This window comes from Desulfurivibrio dismutans (assembly GCF_029210385.1).
Classification (GTDB): Bacteria; Desulfobacterota; Desulfobulbia; order Desulfobulbales; family Desulfurivibrionaceae; genus Desulfurivibrio; species Desulfurivibrio dismutans.
The window spans coordinates 1-16,412 of the sequence record NZ_JARGDQ010000008.1 but is presented as its reverse complement, the minus strand read 5'-3'; the positions used below and the strand labels follow the sequence as shown (position 1 = coordinate 16,412).

Annotated in this window: 12 protein-coding genes and 1 tRNA gene; 9 read left to right on the top strand and 4 right to left on the bottom strand. The window is 58.5% G+C overall.

Annotated elements, in window-relative coordinates; all coding sequences use genetic code 11:
* Nucleotides 1-61: 61 nt before the first annotated feature.
* The 8 genes from P0N66_RS09880 to P0N66_RS09845 all read left to right on the top strand — a co-directional run bounded on the left by P0N66_RS09880 (nucleotide 62) and on the right by P0N66_RS09845 (nucleotide 7,749).
* The gene (locus P0N66_RS09880; RefSeq protein ID WP_275804875.1) at nucleotides 62-1,375 is read left to right on the top strand and encodes a homoserine dehydrogenase; all 1,314 of its coding nucleotides are present in this window, start codon (nucleotides 62-64) and stop codon (nucleotides 1,373-1,375) included.
* Between the two features lie 21 nt (nucleotides 1,376-1,396).
* On the top strand, nucleotides 1,397-2,638 hold the full coding sequence (locus P0N66_RS09875; RefSeq protein WP_275804873.1) for a cofactor-independent phosphoglycerate mutase: 1,242 nt from the start codon (nucleotides 1,397-1,399) through the stop codon (nucleotides 2,636-2,638).
* Nucleotides 2,638-3,075 carry an acyl-CoA thioesterase gene (locus tag P0N66_RS09870; RefSeq protein WP_275804872.1) on the top strand — a complete coding sequence of 146 codons (438 nt, stop codon included), beginning with the start codon at nucleotides 2,638-2,640 and terminating at the stop codon, nucleotides 3,073-3,075. The genes P0N66_RS09875 and P0N66_RS09870 overlap by 1 nt, the downstream gene beginning before the upstream one ends.
* A 36-nt stretch (nucleotides 3,076-3,111) precedes the next feature.
* Nucleotides 3,112-3,188, top strand: a tRNA-Met gene (locus P0N66_RS09865).
* A gap of 77 nt (nucleotides 3,189-3,265) precedes the next feature.
* A complete protein-coding gene (locus P0N66_RS09860) occupies nucleotides 3,266-3,559 on the top strand; it encodes a hypothetical protein (protein WP_275804870.1) in 294 nt (97 codons plus the stop codon).
* 321 nt (nucleotides 3,560-3,880) lie between these two features.
* The gene (gene mgtE / locus P0N66_RS09855; protein ID WP_275804868.1) at nucleotides 3,881-5,266 is read left to right on the top strand and encodes a magnesium transporter; all 1,386 of its coding nucleotides are present in this window, start codon (nucleotides 3,881-3,883) and stop codon (nucleotides 5,264-5,266) included.
* A 3-nt stretch (nucleotides 5,267-5,269) separates the two neighbouring features.
* Entirely contained in the window at nucleotides 5,270-6,388 is a 1,119-nt protein-coding gene (locus tag P0N66_RS09850) for a S1C family serine protease (protein ID WP_431190037.1), read from the top strand.
* A gap of 2 nt (nucleotides 6,389-6,390) precedes the next feature.
* Nucleotides 6,391-7,749: a 4Fe-4S binding protein gene (locus tag P0N66_RS09845; protein WP_275804864.1), complete on the top strand. Its 1,359-nt coding sequence runs from the start codon at nucleotides 6,391-6,393 to the stop codon at nucleotides 7,747-7,749.
* A 95-nt stretch (nucleotides 7,750-7,844) separates the two neighbouring features.
* Here P0N66_RS09845 and P0N66_RS09840 read toward each other — a convergent pair whose 3' ends face one another.
* On the bottom strand, nucleotides 7,845-8,897 hold the full coding sequence (locus P0N66_RS09840) for a hemolysin family protein (protein WP_275804862.1): 1,053 nt from the start codon (nucleotides 8,895-8,897) through the stop codon (nucleotides 7,845-7,847).
* Between the two features lie 248 nt (nucleotides 8,898-9,145).
* Between P0N66_RS09840 and P0N66_RS09835 the strand changes: the two genes are divergently transcribed.
* Nucleotides 9,146-10,756, top strand: a complete 1,611-nt coding sequence (locus P0N66_RS09835; RefSeq protein ID WP_275804861.1) for a leucyl aminopeptidase — start codon at nucleotides 9,146-9,148, stop codon at nucleotides 10,754-10,756.
* A gap of 215 nt (nucleotides 10,757-10,971) precedes the next feature.
* Here P0N66_RS09835 and P0N66_RS09830 read toward each other — a convergent pair whose 3' ends face one another.
* The 3 genes from P0N66_RS09830 to P0N66_RS09820 all read right to left on the bottom strand — a co-directional run bounded on the left by P0N66_RS09830 (nucleotide 10,972) and on the right by P0N66_RS09820 (nucleotide 16,288).
* Nucleotides 10,972-12,915 carry a methyl-accepting chemotaxis protein gene (locus P0N66_RS09830; protein WP_275804860.1) on the bottom strand — a complete coding sequence of 648 codons (1,944 nt, stop codon included), beginning with the start codon at nucleotides 12,913-12,915 and terminating at the stop codon, nucleotides 10,972-10,974.
* A gap of 237 nt (nucleotides 12,916-13,152) precedes the next feature.
* Entirely contained in the window at nucleotides 13,153-14,574 is a 1,422-nt protein-coding gene (locus P0N66_RS09825; protein WP_275804859.1) for a sigma-54-dependent transcriptional regulator, read from the bottom strand.
* Nucleotides 14,552-16,288 carry a hybrid sensor histidine kinase/response regulator gene (locus tag P0N66_RS09820; RefSeq protein WP_275804858.1) on the bottom strand — a complete coding sequence of 579 codons (1,737 nt, stop codon included), beginning with the start codon at nucleotides 16,286-16,288 and terminating at the stop codon, nucleotides 14,552-14,554. Before P0N66_RS09820 ends, P0N66_RS09825 begins: the two co-directional genes overlap by 23 nt.
* Nucleotides 16,289-16,412: the final 124 nt, after the last annotated feature.

The following is a 16,412-nucleotide window of genomic DNA, read 5'->3' as shown; positions in this document are numbered from 1 at the left end:
TCTTTTTATCACCAGCAAATTATCACCAGCAAAGCTTTAAGGAAAGACAGGGAAAGAATAGATGCGTGAAATAAGGGTTGGGTTGATCGGTTTTGGCACGGTGGGCAGCGGCACCGCCGAGGTACTGCGCCTGCAGGGAGACAGGCTGCAGCGGAAAACCGGAGCGGATGTGCGCTTGCAAAGGGTGGCGGATATCGCCATCGATGAGTTGCCGCCGGAGTTCGCCGGGGTGGAGTTGACCCGGAATGCCGATGAAGTGGTGGCGGCTCCGGATATCGATATCGTGGTGGAACTGATCGGCGGGATTGAGCCGGCTAAGACCTTTATTTTAAAGGCCATCGCCGCGGGCAAACACGTGGTGACCGCCAACAAGGCCCTCATCTCGCAGCACGGCCGCGAGATCTTCGCTGCGGCGGCGGCCAACAATGTGGAAGTGGGCTTTGAGGCCAGTGTCGGTGGCGGGATTCCGGTTATCAAGGCCTTGAAGGAAGGGTTGGTGGCCAACCGGATCGAGTCCATCATCGGTATCATGAACGGTACCGCCAACTACATTTTGAACCGAATGACCGACGAGGGGCTGGACTTCAATGCCGTTCTCAAGGAAGCCCAGGCCCATGGTTATGCCGAGGCCGATCCCACCTACGATGTGGAAGGGATCGACACCGCCCACAAGCTGGTGATCCTGATGGGTATGGCCTACGGGGTACATGTCCGGCTGGACCAGGTGAGCACCGAAGGGATTAGCAGTATTGAACCCGTCGACATTGAATTTGCCCGGGAGTTTGGTTACCGCATCAAGCTGCTGGCCATCAGCCGTAACCATGGCGGCTCCTTTGAGGCCCGGGTGCATCCCACCATGGTGCCCAACCGGGAGTTGCTGGCCAATATCGGCGGCGCCTTTAACGCCATTCAGTTCACCGGAGATATGGTTGACGATGTGTTGTTTTATGGCCAGGGTGCCGGGAAAATGCCCACCGGCAGCGCGGTGGTGGCCGATATCGTCGATATCGCCCGCAATATCTTGAACGGGGCGATCAACCGGGTGCCCAGCCTCAGTTACCTGCCGGAAAACCTCCGGGAAGCGGTCATTGCCCCCTTGGCCAGTCTGCGTTGCCCTTATTATTTTCGGGTGACGGTGCAGGACAAACCCGGTGTGCTGTCGGCCATTACCGGTATCCTGGGTCGCCACGGTATCAGCATTCAGTCGGTGCTGCAGCAGGGGCGGGAAGAGAAGGGCGTGGTGCCGGTGATGATGCGGGCATACGAGGCGGAGGAAGAAGCGGTGCGAGCGGCCCTGGCGGAAATCGACGCCCTGGAGGTATGCGCCGCCCCCACAGTGAAGATTCGGATCATGGACGACGACGAGAGTAGCTGACAAACGAAAACGGTTGGCCCAATGAAATATATTATCCTGGTAGGAGACGGGATGGGGGATCTGCCCCTGGAATCCCTCGATGGCCGCACCCCCTTGGAGGTCGCCGACACTCCGGTGATGGATTTCCTGGCCGGCCGTGGGCGGCTTTTTCGTCTGCAGACGGTGCCGCCGGGTTTTGCCCCCGGTAGCGACGTGGCCAACCTTTCCCTGATGGGCTACCGGCCGGCTGAATGCTACAGCGGCCGAGCGCCGCTGGAGGCGGCCAGCATGGGAGTAGAGTTGCCCCCCGATGCCATCGCCTTTCGCTGCAACCTGGTCACCCTGGAACGCCTTGATGACCGGCAGGTACGCATGGTCGACTACAGCGGCGGGCATATCGATACGCCCACGGCGGCGGAACTGATCGGTCTTCTGGACCGGGAGCTGGGCAACGAGCACTGCCGTTTTTACCCCGGTGTAAGCTACCGGCATCTGCTGGTATGGCGTCATGACTGCGCCGATCTGGTCACCGTGCCGCCCCATGACCACAGCGACCGGGAGGTGGGAGAGTACTGGCGCCGTTACCTGGCGGTGCCTGGGCTGGGCGAGGTGGTCAGCCGGGCGGCGGAACTGCTGGCGGCCGCCCCGGCCAATCGGCGGCGGCAGGAGGCCGGCGAAAACCCGGCCAATGCCATCTGGCTTTGGGGTGAGGGGCGGCCGCCGACCATGGCCACCCTGCATGAGCAATTCGGGGTCAGCGGCGCCTTGATTTCCGCCGTCGATCTCTTGAAGGGTATCGGGGTATATGCCGGCATGGAAATCATTAATGTGCCGGGGGTGACCGGTTATCTCGACACCAACTATGCCGGCAAGGTGTCGGCGGCCCTGGAGGCATTGAAGCGCCACGACCTTGTTTTTGTCCATGTGGAGGCCCCCGACGAGGTTTCTCATCAGGGTAACCTCGAAGATAAGCTGCGGGCTATCACCGATTTTGACCACAGGGTGGTGGGGCCCATGCTGGAAGGACTGCAAAAAAGCGGCGAAGATTTCCGCTTGACGGTAACCATGGATCACTTTACCCCCCTGGCCACCCGTACTCATGCCGATCTGCCGGTGCCTTTTCTGCTTTTTGACTCACGGTGGAATGTGCGGAACCCGGCCTGTGCCGATGGTTCCTGCTGGATGGAGCCGGCCAGGGGCAATTACAGTGAACGGCGGGCTGCTGCCGCCCCGCTGCTGGCCGACGGCCGGGACTTTATCAGGCTACTGTTGGGAGATGAGTGATGACGGCTCGGGAATTTTCTTTACAAGAACCTATTCACGCCCATCGTTTGCGGGTGCTTTACGGTGATACCGATGCCGGTGGGGTGGTGTACTACGCTAACTATCTGCGATTTTGCGAGGCTGGCCGCACGGAGTTCATGCGGGAATTGGTGGTCAGCTACCGCAGCCTGGAAGAAAGGGGTATTATTCTGCCGGTGGTGGATTGCCGGGTGCGCTACAAGGCCTCGGCCCGTTACGATGACCTGCTGACCGTGGAAACCTCCCTGGTGGAGATCAAAGCCGTATCCTGCCGCTTCAACTACCGGCTCAGCGATGAACAGGGCCGCCTGCTGGCCCTGGCCTATACCACCCATGCGACCGTGGACCGCCAGGGCAAGCTGACCCGTCTGCCGACGGAAATTATTGCCGGGTTACAAAAAATTGCCGCCACACCTTGACTTTTCTGCAAAAAGAGGTAGTATGCCCTGATGCGACGCGGGGTGGAGCAGTTCGGTAGCTCGTCGGGCTCATAACCCGAAGGTCGGAGGTTCAAATCCTCCCCCCGCTACCATTTTTTGATCCTTAATAGGGTTTGGCAGATTGCGTTGCTGAACCCTTTTTTTGTTGGTAATTCCCGAGGAAGATTAAATGTCTGCTGAAATCTCCGATATTACGATCAACTACGAGGAAGAAGGGGTTCTGCTGGTTAAGGAGTTGGATAAAGAAGTGCTCAGCAAGGGTGCCTGGACCACCATTATCTTTCGCTACCAGCAGTGGGATCGCAAAAAGGAAGCTTACGGCTCCGAGCAGTACACTATCCGGCGTTACCGTAAGATGAGCGGTCAGTACCGGCAGCAGTCCAAGTTCAATATCTCCAGCCGGGACCAGGCCGCCAGGATTGTCGATATCCTGGCGCGCTGGTTGCAGGCTCCCGAAGCCTGATTTCCCTTCTTGCTCCGTGGCTCAGGGGCAATGACTTTGACGTTGTCCTGAATTGTCGGCACTGGTTTATTGATGGCTGCGCAAGAAGTCATCAGCGCGCCCCCTGCGTCCCCATGGACGGCTGCGCAAATCAATAAGCTTGCTTGGTGTTTATCGATTTGTAAGAAAAGCGGAAACCGCATTTTCACTTTCCGGGGAGCCAAAAGTCCATGGACGGACTTTTGGTGGATTCATCTTTATTGACGCCCTGCAGGGGACGCGATATAAGGGTAAATCCATCAACATTATCAGTCGGGATCGAAGACAGACGGGAAACGGTTCATGCGGAAAGGGCAAAAGCGAGAACTGATCGGCAACGAAGGGCGGGTGATCCTGGAAACCATCCGGCGGTTGAACCGCCGGCATGCCGTGGATCATCTCCTGAAGATGCTCAAAAAAACCCATCCCGCTGATATCGCCTGGACCTTCCGCCATCTCACCCCCGCCGAACGGCGCAGCATCTTCAACATCATTGCCCAGACCGATATGGTCGGGGATTTCATCAGTGAGCTTGATGAATCCATCATGCTGGAGTTGGTAAGCGAACTCACTCCCCAGTATATGGCGGCCATCGTCAAGGAGATGGACAAAGACGATGCCGCCGACTTGCTGGAGGCCCTGCCCGAAGAGATCGCCAACGATATCCGCCAAGTCATGGGCAAGGCCGACCGGGAAGAGGTCGACGCGCTGCTCAAGTACGATTCGGAGACCGCCGGCGGCTTAATGTCCCCAGACTTCATGGCCTTTGATGAAGATATGACGGTGGATGAGGCGATCAAGAACGTCCAGGAGCGCAGCGAGGAATCGGAGACTTCTTTTTATCTTTACATTACCCACGGCCAGGAGCAGCAGCTCTCCGGGGTGCTTTCCCTGCGAGAGTTGCTGTTGCATCCGCCCTACCGACAGTTGAAGAACGTGATGAATCCCAGCGTAATCGCCGTTTCCACAACCACCCCGCAGCATGAGGTGGCCCATCTGGTTTCCCAGTACAATTTCCTGGCTCTGCCGGTGGTGGATTCCTCCTACAAGCTGCTTGGCATTGTCACCGTTGACGACATCATCGACGTTATCCGGGATGAGGCCACCGAAGATTTCCTGCAGATGGCCGGGGCTGGTAAAGACCAGGAGATCCTCCTGAAACCGGTGCTGGCCAATGCCAGAACCCGGGCTCCCTGGCTCTTTGCCACCCTGCTGGGAGGAGTGGCCGCGGCGGTGATTATCACCTTGTTTGAGGATGAGTTGTCCCAGGTGCTGGCTCTGGCGGCTTTTATGCCGGTGGTGGCCGGCATGGGCGGTAACATCGGCACCCAGTCCAGCACCATTGTAGTGCGCGGAATCGCCACCGGCCGAGTTAATATGGAAGCCCTGTTCCGGGTGATCTTCAAGGAGATGCGGGTGGGGATGATCCTGGGTACCGTCTACGGCATTTTTCTCGGGATCCTGGCCTGGCTTGGTTATGCCGAGCCGGCCTTGCTGGGGCTGGTGATAGCTATTTCCATTTTTCTGGTGATGACTTTGGCGGCCAGTATCGGGGCTGGAATCCCTTTGATTCTGCGGCGGCTCAATGTTGATGCGGCGGTGGCCACCGGGCCGTTTATCACCACCACCATGGACATCGTCGGGGTTACCGGCTACTTTGTCATTGCCAAAGTGCTGCTCGGTCTGTAAGCGATGAGAGTATCTACCCGTTCTGGAAAACCCGCTCGCCGGGTGCCTGTCCTGTTGTTGCTGGCGGTGATTGTCGGCGGCTGGTGGTGGTTTTTTCAGGACCGTCAGGAGCCCCTGCCGCCGGTGGAGCCCCGAGCCGTTACCGCCCGGGGAGATCTGGCCGCCGCCGAGCAGACCACCATTGAGATTTTCCAATCCGCCTCGCCTGCGGTGCTCTTCATAACCACCACCGAGTTGCGCCGCAGCCTTTTTACCCTCAATATTTATGAGTTGCCCCGGGGGACCGGTACCGGCTTTATCTGGGATGAGCGGGGGCATGTGGTAACCAACTATCATGTCATTGAAGACGCCAGCCGGGTCGAGGTGACCCTGGCCGACCAGACCTCCTGGCCGGGCCGGGTGGTGGGAGTAGCCCCGGACAAGGATATCGCGGTGCTGCGCATTGATGCCCCGCAGGAAAAACTGGCCCCGTTGCCGGTGGGTGAATCGACCAACCTGCTGGTTGGGCAGCAGGTCTTTGCCATCGGCAACCCCTTTGGGCTGGACCAGACCATGACCTCGGGGATTGTGTCGGCCCTGGGGCGAGAAATCAAGGCGGTGACCGGTCGGACCATCCAGGGAGTGATCCAGACCGACGCGGCCATTAACCCCGGCAACTCCGGCGGTCCTCTGCTGGACAGCGCCGGCCGTCTGATCGGGGTTAATACCGCCATCTTCAGTCCATCCGGAGGCAGTGCCGGCATCGGTTTTGCCGTGCCGGTGGATGTGGTAAACCGGGTGGTGCCGGAGATCATCCGTTACGGCCGGGTCATCCAGCCCGGTCTTGGGATCACCGTGGCCCACGAGCAACTGGCCCGGCGCCTGGGAGTGGAAGGAGTCCTGCTCGTCAATATCCAGCCTGGCGGGGCGGCGGAGAAAAGCGGCCTGCAAGGCAGCCGGCAGGTCGGAGGGGCGCTGATTCTGGGAGATATTATTGTCGCGGTGGCAGGTCGTCGAGTGGCCAACTTCGATGACCTGCGCAATGTGCTCGACAATTTCCGGGTGGGGGACGCCGTTGAATTGCGGATTATCCGTGACGGCGAAGAGAAGCTGGTGGAAGTAGTGCTGCAAGAGGTTGACTGAAGGTGAACTGGTGGACAAGGGCCCTGAAAAGTCTGGTTTCCGCCGATGAGCGGGACCGGCTCGATCTGTTCCGGATGTTCCCCAGCATCCGGCGTTTCTTGGCTGCCCGGCACCATTATGCCTACATGCGGATTGCCAGTGATCTGCTCTTTATCTTTATTCTCCTGCTGGGGCTCTTCGGTCCCCGGGAGCCAGAGAACAATATCGCCGTTTTTCTCAGTTGGGGGGTGGTCTGGCCGGCCATTGTCCTAAGCTGGTTTTTTGTCGGCCGGATGTGGTGCGGGATCTGCCCTTTTCCCGGTTTGGGGGTTTTTCTCCAGAATAAGGGCTGGACCCTGAACCTGCCGGTCCCCAGGTTGCTGCAAAAATACGGGGTATACAGCTCGGTATTTTTGCTGGCCCTGATTATCTGGACCGAGATTGTCGGCGGGCTTGACCGCTCGCCGCTGGGCACCGCGTTTTTCCTGCTGGCCATTGTTTTTGGCGCGTCATTGTTGTCGGTGCTGTTTTCCGGCCAGGCCTGGTGCCGTCACCTCTGCCCGCTGGGCCGGATCAGCGGGGCGGCCGCCACCCTGGCCATCACCGAGTTCCGGCCCGATCACGACAAGTGCCGGGGCTGTACCACCTTCGCCTGCAAGCGTGGAGCGCCCGGTAAACGGGGCTGTCCAGTCTACCTCGGGGCCTTCAACGTCCAGAACAACCTGCACTGCCTGGTCTGTGGCCACTGCCTGCCGGCCTGCGACCGGGACTCGCCCCAGTTGTTACTGCGCAACCCCTATTCTGAACTGATCCGCAATAAAGGGCGGTATATCACATGCACCTATATTGTCCCCTTTCTCATCGGCTCGCAGTTGGCCCGTTTTTTTCGGGAAAGCCCTAATTATGCCAAATTACAGGCGACTTTCGGGATGTCTGATGCGGTGTTGTTCAGTATTCTTCTGGTTCTCGGGTTTGCCGTGGTGTTGGGAGTCATTCACTATGGTTCCAAGCTGTTCGGCATCACCGAGGACCCGATGTTCGGCAAGTTTTCGCCCATGGTGCCAATCTTGATTCCCATGTCGTTTACCGGGGAACTGGTTTACCGGATGCACTATTTCACCGCCGGAGTGGGTGATTTTATTCCCACCGCCGGCCGCCAGTTCGGCCTGATGGTGTTGGAAAAGCTGCAGTTTACGGTGCCGGAGTTCCCGGTCCAGGTTTTGGCGGCGGTCTTTATGCTCAACGGGTCCATTGCCGGCTGTTACATCCTGTGGCAATTCTGTTTGCGTGATTTTGCCGGCCTGGTCGGTTTTCGCAATTTTCTCGGCATCAACCTGCTGATCATCGCCCTCTTGGTGTCATACCTGATCGTGATTTTTTAGCAAAACAGAGAAGCAACAGGCAGCTATTGACCGTCGAGGTCGTTTGACGCCAGGAGGGTTGTGCCGGTTGTTTGCCTTTTGGCGATAAATGACGGTTATTTAAGGTTATTGAGCTGTTTTAAAAAAAGCTCCCGCTTGTTTTTGGCCAGTTCCCGCATGTCCTTGATCTGGTCGGATTCGTCGATGATTTCCCGGCCGACAATCTCTTCGATGACATCTTCCAGGCTGATGACCCCGGTAAAACCGCCGTACTCATCCACCACCACGAAAAGATGGCGGCGCAACTCGAAAAAATCCAACAGTATCCGGGTCAGCCGGGCGGATTCGGGCACGAAATGGACCGGCTGCATAAGATCTTTCAGCTTAACCAGATGATTATCGGCGGCGGCGGCCAGCAGGACATCCTTGCGTAGAACAATGCCCACGATATTGTCCGCTTCTCCGGTATAAACCGGTACCCGGCTGTGAAAGTTCCATTTTTTTTCAAACTCCCGGGCTTCACCAACGGTTAGTTCGGCGTCCAGGATGAAGGTGACGGTGCGCGGGGTCATGGCGTCCCGCACCCGCTGGTGACGCAGCTCAAGAATGTTGGTGATCACACTGGCCTCCTGGTTGTCGATGGCGCCGGTCTGTTGGCTGATGGCGGCAAAGGCCGCCACCTCTTTGGCGGAAACCAGGACCTCCTCGTTCTGGCTGCTGCCCAACCGTCGGGTGATCAAATGGATCACCCACACCGCCGGGGCCATTATTTTCACCAGCCAGTGCAAGGGCAGGGCAATCCAAGGGGCCAGTAGCTTGCTGTAGCTGACGCCCAGGGTTTTGGGTATAATTTCCGAAAACAGCAGGATACTGACGGTAAAGGCGGCAAAAAAAAGGGTCAGGTGCTGTTCACCAAAAACCACGGCGGCGGCTGCTCCCGCCACGGCGGCACCGGCGGTGTTGGCAATGGTGTTTAAGGTCAGAATGGCGGTGATGGGCCGGTGGATATCCTGCTTGAGTTTTTTTAGAATGTTGCCTACATAAGGCCGTTTCTGGGCCAGCAGTTCCACCCGGCTCAGAGGTACCGAGTAGAGAACCGCTTCAAAAATACTGCACAGGGCCGAGACTACCACGGCAAAGCCGATGGCAAGGATTAGTTGGGTAAGCACTTTTTCCTCCAGTTAAACTGACCGATGAGAGGTCGGGCGACGCCGATCCAGACAATTGGCCCGATATTACCGGGGTTAACAACAAGATTCCAGAACAATCGTCACTGATCTCAGGGGCGCCCTGGCTGATCACCCGAAGATGTGGTGCCGCTGAGCGGCACCTCTTGTCGGCCGGCCTCTGGTGATAATCAGCGGGGAACCGGCGCGGTTTTTTGCGATGCCTATAACTTTAACGAGGATGCGATTTTATGTCTAAAAAAAATCAAAATAATCATGAGATAACCGTTAAGGCCACCACTTCGTCCGCCATTGAAGGTGATACCTTGCTCTGTTTTGTCAGGGCTGTCGATGGTGGGGGCCCGCCGGTGATGCCGGATCATCCGGGCCTGGCCGAGTGTCTTGCAGGTGCATTTGCAAGCGGTGATTTCATCGGCAAAAAAGATCAGGTGCTGGTTTGTTATCCGCCCCGTAAGCTAGCCGAGGCGACCGACGGCAAACTGCAAAGAGTGGTCATGGTCGGACTGGGGGAGCCAGAGAGCGGGGGAGAGGGCTGGCGGCAGGTGGGAGGTACGGCCATGGCTGCTGTTCGTAAAACCCGGGCCGTTGCGGTCACGGTGCTGCCGCCTGTTACTGATGAGCGCCCGGCGACGGAGGTTGTCTCTCCCCTGTGTGAAGGGATGCTGCTGGCCGCCTATCGCTTTCGTAAATACTTTTCGGTGGCGGCGGGGCCTCAAACCGGGGTGGAGAAAAAATCGGCGTTGACGGAAAATGCGGAAGAAAGTGAATCACCGCTGCAACGGCTCATTTTTCAAGGGCCTCGAGGCCTTGGTATCGTGGTCAGCCGGGCTGCGGAACTGGCGAAGGCGGTCTGCCGGGCCCGGGATATGGCCAATGAGCCGGGCAACGGCTGGACGCCCGATGATTTCGCCCGCCAGGCCCGCCAGTTGGCGCGGCAACATGGTCTTAAAGTTACGGTGCATGATCGCAAGGCCATGGAAAAACTGGGGATGGGGGGGATGCTGGCGGTCACGCAAGGATCGGCCCAACCGCCTCGGCTGGTGGTGCTGGAGTATCGCGGGCAACCGGAGGCTGTCGGCCGGCGGCGCAGCCGGCAGCAAGCCGGGCTGCCAGGGCCGACGCTGCTGCTGGTGGGTAAAGGGCTGACCTTTGATTCCGGCGGGATTTCCTTGAAACCCAGCAGCGGCATGGAAGAGATGAAGTACGACATGTGTGGCGGGGCGGCGGTGTTGGCGGCCATGGCCGTGGTGGCCCGGGAGCAGCCCAAAGGGATCAATATCGTGGCCATGATTCCGGCGGCGGAAAATCTGCCCGGCCCGGCGGCGTTGAAACCGGGTGACATTATCCGCCAATACGGCGGCAAAAGTGTGGAGGTGATCAATACCGATGCCGAAGGGCGCCTGTTGCTGGCCGATGCCCTGGCGTACGGGGTGGAGCAGTTCAAGCCAACGGCGGTGGTCGACCTGGCCACCCTCACCGGGGCGGTGATCGTGGCTCTGGGGCACCATCGGGCCGGTTTACTGGGTAACGATGATGAATTGTGCGCAAAAGTGCTGGCGGCCGGGGAGCGGGCCGGGGAGCCATACTGGCGTCTGCCATTGGGGCCGGAGTACCGCAAGCAACTTAAATCGAAAGTGGCTGATCTGAAAAATGTGGACAAGCGTGATGCCGGTACCATTTTAGGGGCGGCGTTTCTGGAGGAATTTGTCGGCAATACCCCTTGGGTGCATCTGGATATCGCCGGTACGGCCTGGAACTTTACCGAAAAATCATATGTGCCCAAAGGGCCTTCGGGGTTCGGGGTGCGGACCCTGGTAGAACTGATCCGGCACTGGCGGTAAACGGCCGGCAGTGCCGGATCTTGCGGCGATCAGGCCGGCTCGCATACTGGGGTACGCTTCGCCGGCCCGCTTGCCGCAAGCTGCGGCACTGACGGCCGTTTACCGATTATTTTACCGGGGTTGGAATAAAAAAAGCGACCACGCGGGGCTGTAGCTGGTGGTGTCCGGTGGTCGCTTTATTTGGCTATTTTTGGGTTATCGCCCTGATGATGCAGCTAAAAATCGTCGAAGGGTTCTAATTCCTGCCTTGGCTGGGGTTTTGGTTTGTCTTCTTGCTTTTTGGCCGGCAGGGCCCTTCTGGTCTGCTGGGAGGGAGCGGAGGGCGGCCTTTTCAGGCTGCGGTCTTCCTGCTCTAATGCCATCTCCTTGCCCACCATGGCCATCAGTTCGGCGACCCGTTGCTGGATTGATTCAGCCTGACCGGAAAGCTCGTTGGCCGCCGAGGCCGTTTCTTCGGCGGAAGCGGCGTTTTCCTGGGTGGCGCTGTCGATGTGGCTGATGGCGTCGTTGACCTGTTTGGCGGCATCGGCCTCCTCACGGGAGGCAGTGGCAATCTCCGCCAGCAGGATGGCGATTTTTTGTACCGCTTCTCGGGCGGCGGTGAAGGAGCCGCCGGTTTCATCCACCAGGCTGGTGCCGCCCTGGACCTTCTGCACCGTGCCCTCGATCAGGGTTGAGGTGTTCTGAGCCGCTTCGGCGGCCCGCATGGCCAGGTTCCTTACCTCGTCGGCCACCACCGCAAACCCGGCGCCGGCCTCACCGGCTCGGGCCGCCTCCACTGCGGCGTTCAGGGCCAGCAGGTTGGTCTGGAAAGCGATCTCATCGATGGTTTTAACGATCTTCTGGGTCTCCAAAGAGGCGCTGCTGATTTCGTTCATCGACTCAATAAGCTTTTTCATGGAGCCGTCGGCCCGGCTCAGGACATCGTTGGCTTCCCGCATCAGGGCATCGGCCTGCAGGGCGTTGTCGGCATCCCGGTTGATCATCGAACTCATCTCCTCCATGGAGGCGGAGGTCTGCTCCACGGCCGCCGCCTGACGAGACGAGCTGTCGGCTACCATCTGGCTGGTGGATGCCAGCTGATGGGCAGCCGAGTTGACCTGGACGGTGCCATCACCGATATCGGTGGAAATGGTTTTGAAGGCGCGAACCAAGTTGATAATCACCAGCGCTCCGATGATGGCTGTCGACCACCAGACCACGAACCCGAAACCCAATTTGGTTGCCAGTTGTGTCAGGCTTTGTGAACGGTAGGCTTCACCATGGTCCAGATAGTTTTGAACCAGCCGTTCCTCGACCCCTTTCATCAGCTCGAGCTTGCCGCTGATGGCCTGCAGCCAGCGATTGGGCTCGATGTTGAAGCCGCCGCCGAAACGGTGGTCGATGGCCACCTGGCGCAGGTCGGCAACCCGGGTGACGGCCGGGGCGTTCATCTGGTCCTGGTAGTATTGGCGAATTTTCGGATCGGCCAGGGTTTCAAAGCTTTCCAGGTAAACTCGCTGTTCGGCCAGGCTTTCGGCGAAACGCATGAATGCCAGGGGGGCAAATTCATTGGCCGCGAAGGTGTTGACCATCAGCAGCCGTTCGCCGTTAAGGCGCATGAGGAACTCGAGGAAATTGTAGTGAGCGGCGATCAGTCGCATCAGCTCCTGATTGGGGATCACCTGGGAGACCACCTGCAGGGTGGCCCGTACTTCGGCCAGGATCTCCGCATAGGCGACAAAGGAGTCACCACCGCCGATACTGAAATTGTCGATCTGGCGGCGAAGATCAGCCAGCCGGCCCAGGTCGTTGACCGTCTGCCTTACCTGGTCCCGCAGTTCCGGCACGTGCTGCTCGGCTCCGGTGGCGGCCAGGTGTTCCCGCAGAGCCGCGATGGCCCGGTCGTTGTCCGCGCGGGTGGCGGCCAGCTGGTTGCCTCCGGTCTGCCCCCGGCTGCCGAGGTAGGCGTCGGAGTGGGTGCGTTCATCCTGCAAACCATGGGCGATATGGGCAGCATGAATGGCGATGTCGGCAATGTTCAGGGTGTTTCTGGCCTGCCGCAGGTCGAGGTAGTTGTCGATGGCCTCGTTAATCAGGATGTAAGATAGAAAAAGCAGTGGTATGGCCAGTACCAGCACAAGCCGTTTTTGGATGGTAAGACTGTTAATGAACCCCATTCATCCCTCCTTGCAGCAAAATAAAATCAAACGGTGCCCCCCCCCTGGGGGTGACCGGCTTTACTGTCACGTTATGGTAATTGATACTAAAGTGATAGTCCCCGATTAGCATCACGTGAACATACCATATCGGAGGTGAAAACTACAAACGTAATTATCGGTGTTTTTCCTGACCTTTGGAGGGTGTAAAGGGTCGTGTGCCAGCCAGCTGACAGGCGTGGGTGTGAAAAAATGGACTCAACGTTGAATCCCGTGTTTTTGCATGAGGCGGTACAGTTGGGACCGGGACAGGCCGGAAATGGTGCAGGCCTCTCCCATATTGCGGTTAACGTGGCTGATCAGTTCATGCAGATACCGGCGCTCGGTGCGGGCCAATGCTTCTTCTCGAACTTTTTTCAGCGGTTGCGGGACTGGTAGTTCGAAATTGCCGGAGCAGGAGGCTGAGGGCAGCGGTTGGGGGTCGGTGTCGGTTTGATCCTTAACCTGTTTGAGCTTGGCTCCGGCCCGGACCTCGGCCGGCAGGTGCATGGAAAAAAGAGTGGGTTCATCCTTGGCCTGGACGAAGGCGGAACCCACGGCGTTAAACAGTTCCCGGACATTGCCGGGCCAGTCATAGCCCCGCAGGGTTTCCATAAAACCGGGACAGAGCCCTTTGGTGGGGATCCGGTAGTGTTTGCTCAGTTTGTTCAACTGGGCCAGGGCCAGTTCGATCACGTCCTCACCACGCTGGCGCAGCGGCGGCAGTGCGAGGGAGAAACCTCGCAGGCGATAGAGAAGATCCTGCCGGAAGTCACCGGCGGTGGTCATGGCTTCCAGGTTGCGATTGGTGGCGGCCACCAGCCGGAAATTACTTTTCACTTCCCGGGAACTGCCGATGGGGCGGAAGCGCTGTTCCTGAAGAACCCGCAGCAGGCTTTTCTGGGTTTCCAAGGGCAGCTCCCCCACTTCATCGAGAAACAGGGTGCCGCGGTGGGCCTGGTGAAACAGGCCTTCACGGGTCTGTTCGGCGCCGGTGAAAGTGCCTTTTTCATGGCCAAAGAGAATACTTTCCACCAGAGTGGCGGGCAGGGAGGCGCAATCCACTACGACGAAATCCTCCCCGGCTCGGTCGCTGTTGGCATGGATGGCCCGGGCGAAAAGCTCCTTGCCGGTGCCGGTCTCCCCGGTGATCAGCACACTGGTGTCGGTGCCGGCCGCCTTGGCTACCAAATCAAGACAGGTGTTGACCTGGGGGCTGTTGCCGATGATCTCGGTGCGTCGCAGGGCCCGTGGTGGTTTGTGATCCCCCCCCTTCTCCCGCCGGTACTGCAGGGCTCTGGTGAGGGGTAGCAGCACATCCTGCATGGAAAGTGGTTTGCGGACATAATCCCAGGCGTCGCTCTTCATGGCCAGGGCGGCGTTGTCCGGGCCGCCTTCACCGGTGATGATGATGATTTCCGGGTGGGAGGGAGCCCGGCGAAACTCCGCCACCGCATCGAGACCGCTGCCGTCGGGCAGGTTGATATCCAGAAAAACCAAATCAAAGGTGGTAGCGGTGTTCTTTTCCATGCCCTCTTTCAGGGTCAGGGCGCTTTCGGTTTGATGACCCTGGGCGCTGATCAGGGTCTTAAGGGTCTCGCAGACCATTTTGTCGTCATCAATTACCAGTATTTGAGCCATTTTTTTGTCTTCCCTTTTTATCCAGGGTGTTGCGGATGACGGCGGCAAACTCGCCGATACTGAATGGTTTGGTAATCCAGGCGGCAATACCTTGGGATCGACTGACGTCCTGATCCAGAGAACTGCTGAAACCGGTACATAGGATGACCGGCAAGGCCGGGTCGATTTGCTTTGTCCGCCGGGCCAATTCGCAACCGTTGAGCCCCGGCATATTATAATCGGTGATTAGCAGATCGTAGATACCGGGGGATCGACTGACCATCTCCAAGGCCGCCTCGCTGCTGGTGGTGGCGTCCACCTGGTAGCCGAGTTTTTCCAGGTTGGGGGCAAAGGCCTCTACCACCGGCAGTTCGTCATCCACCAGCAGAATTTTTTCCCGGCCGCCGTTCAGTCTGGCCGGCGAGGACGGAGTTGCCACCGTTGGTTCTTGCCCGGTTATCTCGGGCAGCAGAATTTCAAAGCTGGCGCCTTGGTCGGGCTGGCTGTAGCAACTGATGAGGCCGCCATGGTTGCTGATAATTCCGTGGACCACGGCTAGGCCCATGCCGGACCCTTCCCCTTTGCCTTTGGTGGTGAAAAATGGATCAAAAATTCGATCCAGGTGTTCCGGCGCGATCCCCGGGCCGGTGTCTCTTACCACCAGCTTTAGCCAGGGCGGCATATCTTCCTTCGCGGTTGCGGAAGCGACTGCGGGTTGGCGGTCGGCGGCGGTCAGTTCGAGCTCCAGGCGACCACCGGTGTCACGCATGGCACGCGCCGCGTTGATTGCCAGGTTCATGACTACCTGCAGCATTTGGGTGGGATCGGCGGCCACCAGGTCATTGTCCACTCTTCTCTTATACTCCATTACAATGTTTGGAGCAACGGTGGAGCGGAGAAATTTTAAGGCTTCCTTGATAATTGGTTCCAGGTGGATGGGTTTGGGTTCATGTTTGCCCTGGCGGTTGAAGTCCAGAATCTGCTGGATCAGGGCTCCGGCCCGCTCGGCGGCCTGTTCGATCTGTTGAAGACTCTGTTGTAGAACAGGGTGATCAGGCGCTTCCAGTCTGGCCATTTGCGCGTTGATCAGGATTGGGGTCAGGATGTTGTTGAAATCGTGAGCAATTCCCCCGGCTAAAATGCCCAGCGCCTCAAGTTTGCGCGCTTGAAAAAGCTGGGCTTCCATCTGCTGGCGTTCGGCGTTGAGTAGTACCTGGGAGGCCAGGGTGGAAAATTTTTCCGCCAACCGTTGATGGTTGCGGTTAAAGAAACTGCGCCGGGAATGGGTACAGACCATAATGGCCGCCTGTTCCCCCTCACGCAACGGGACATGCAGAGCCGAGGAAGCAAGGGCCAGAATTGCTGCCGGTTGTTGCCGCCACTCTTCGTTTTCGCGCACATCAAACAGGGTGGCCGGCTTGCCGGCCATAACTCGCTGTAACATGGCCCGGGGGTGCCAGCGGCCGGTCAGCAGGAGGTCGTTGGTGGCCACCGTGGGTACCATGGAACCGTTGGGGCGCCGGGTCAGGACAAAGGCCTCCTCAAAGTTGAGAATTTCCCGGAGCACAGCCAGCAGTTCCTTGAACATGGTGGTGCTGTCGGCGGGTTTGATCAGCACCCGTAGCCCGGCCAACAGGGCTTCCGATTTGCGCCGCTGGTGCTCCTCAAGTTCACGGGCCTTGGCCAGGTCGAGCAGGGCCTCGCGCAGCAGTTCGTCGTTGTTGATCGGTTGCATCACACTCCCTTGGTCCAAGCTGATGGCTGTCGCTTTATTCGATGACTTCGCAAGAAGTCTTCAACGCGCCCCTCATGGATGGGCTCGCAAATCAATAGCTTGTGTTTTGTAAACTATTGATTTT

Bases quoted from the DNA above. Each gene is read 5' to 3' on its own strand.
- P0N66_RS09880 (WP_275804875.1), top strand. From the start codon at position 62: ATGCGTGAAATAAGGGTTGGGTTGATCGGTTTTGGCACGGTGGGCAGC.
- P0N66_RS09875 (WP_275804873.1), top strand. From the start codon at position 1,397: ATGAAATATATTATCCTGGTAGGAGACGGGATGGGGGATCTGCCCCTG.
- P0N66_RS09870 (WP_275804872.1), top strand. From the start codon at position 2,638: ATGACGGCTCGGGAATTTTCTTTACAAGAACCTATTCACGCCCATCGT.
- P0N66_RS09860 (WP_275804870.1), top strand. From the start codon at position 3,266: ATGTCTGCTGAAATCTCCGATATTACGATCAACTACGAGGAAGAAGGG.
- mgtE (WP_275804868.1), top strand. From the start codon at position 3,881: ATGCGGAAAGGGCAAAAGCGAGAACTGATCGGCAACGAAGGGCGGGTG.
- P0N66_RS09850 (WP_431190037.1), top strand. From the start codon at position 5,270: ATGAGAGTATCTACCCGTTCTGGAAAACCCGCTCGCCGGGTGCCTGTC.
- P0N66_RS09835 (WP_275804861.1), top strand. From the start codon at position 9,146: ATGTCTAAAAAAAATCAAAATAATCATGAGATAACCGTTAAGGCCACC.
- P0N66_RS09830 (WP_275804860.1), bottom strand. From the start codon at position 12,915: ATGGGGTTCATTAACAGTCTTACCATCCAAAAACGGCTTGTGCTGGTA.
- P0N66_RS09825 (WP_275804859.1), bottom strand. From the start codon at position 14,574: ATGGCTCAAATACTGGTAATTGATGACGACAAAATGGTCTGCGAGACC.
- P0N66_RS09820 (WP_275804858.1), bottom strand. From the start codon at position 16,288: ATGCAACCGATCAACAACGACGAACTGCTGCGCGAGGCCCTGCTCGAC.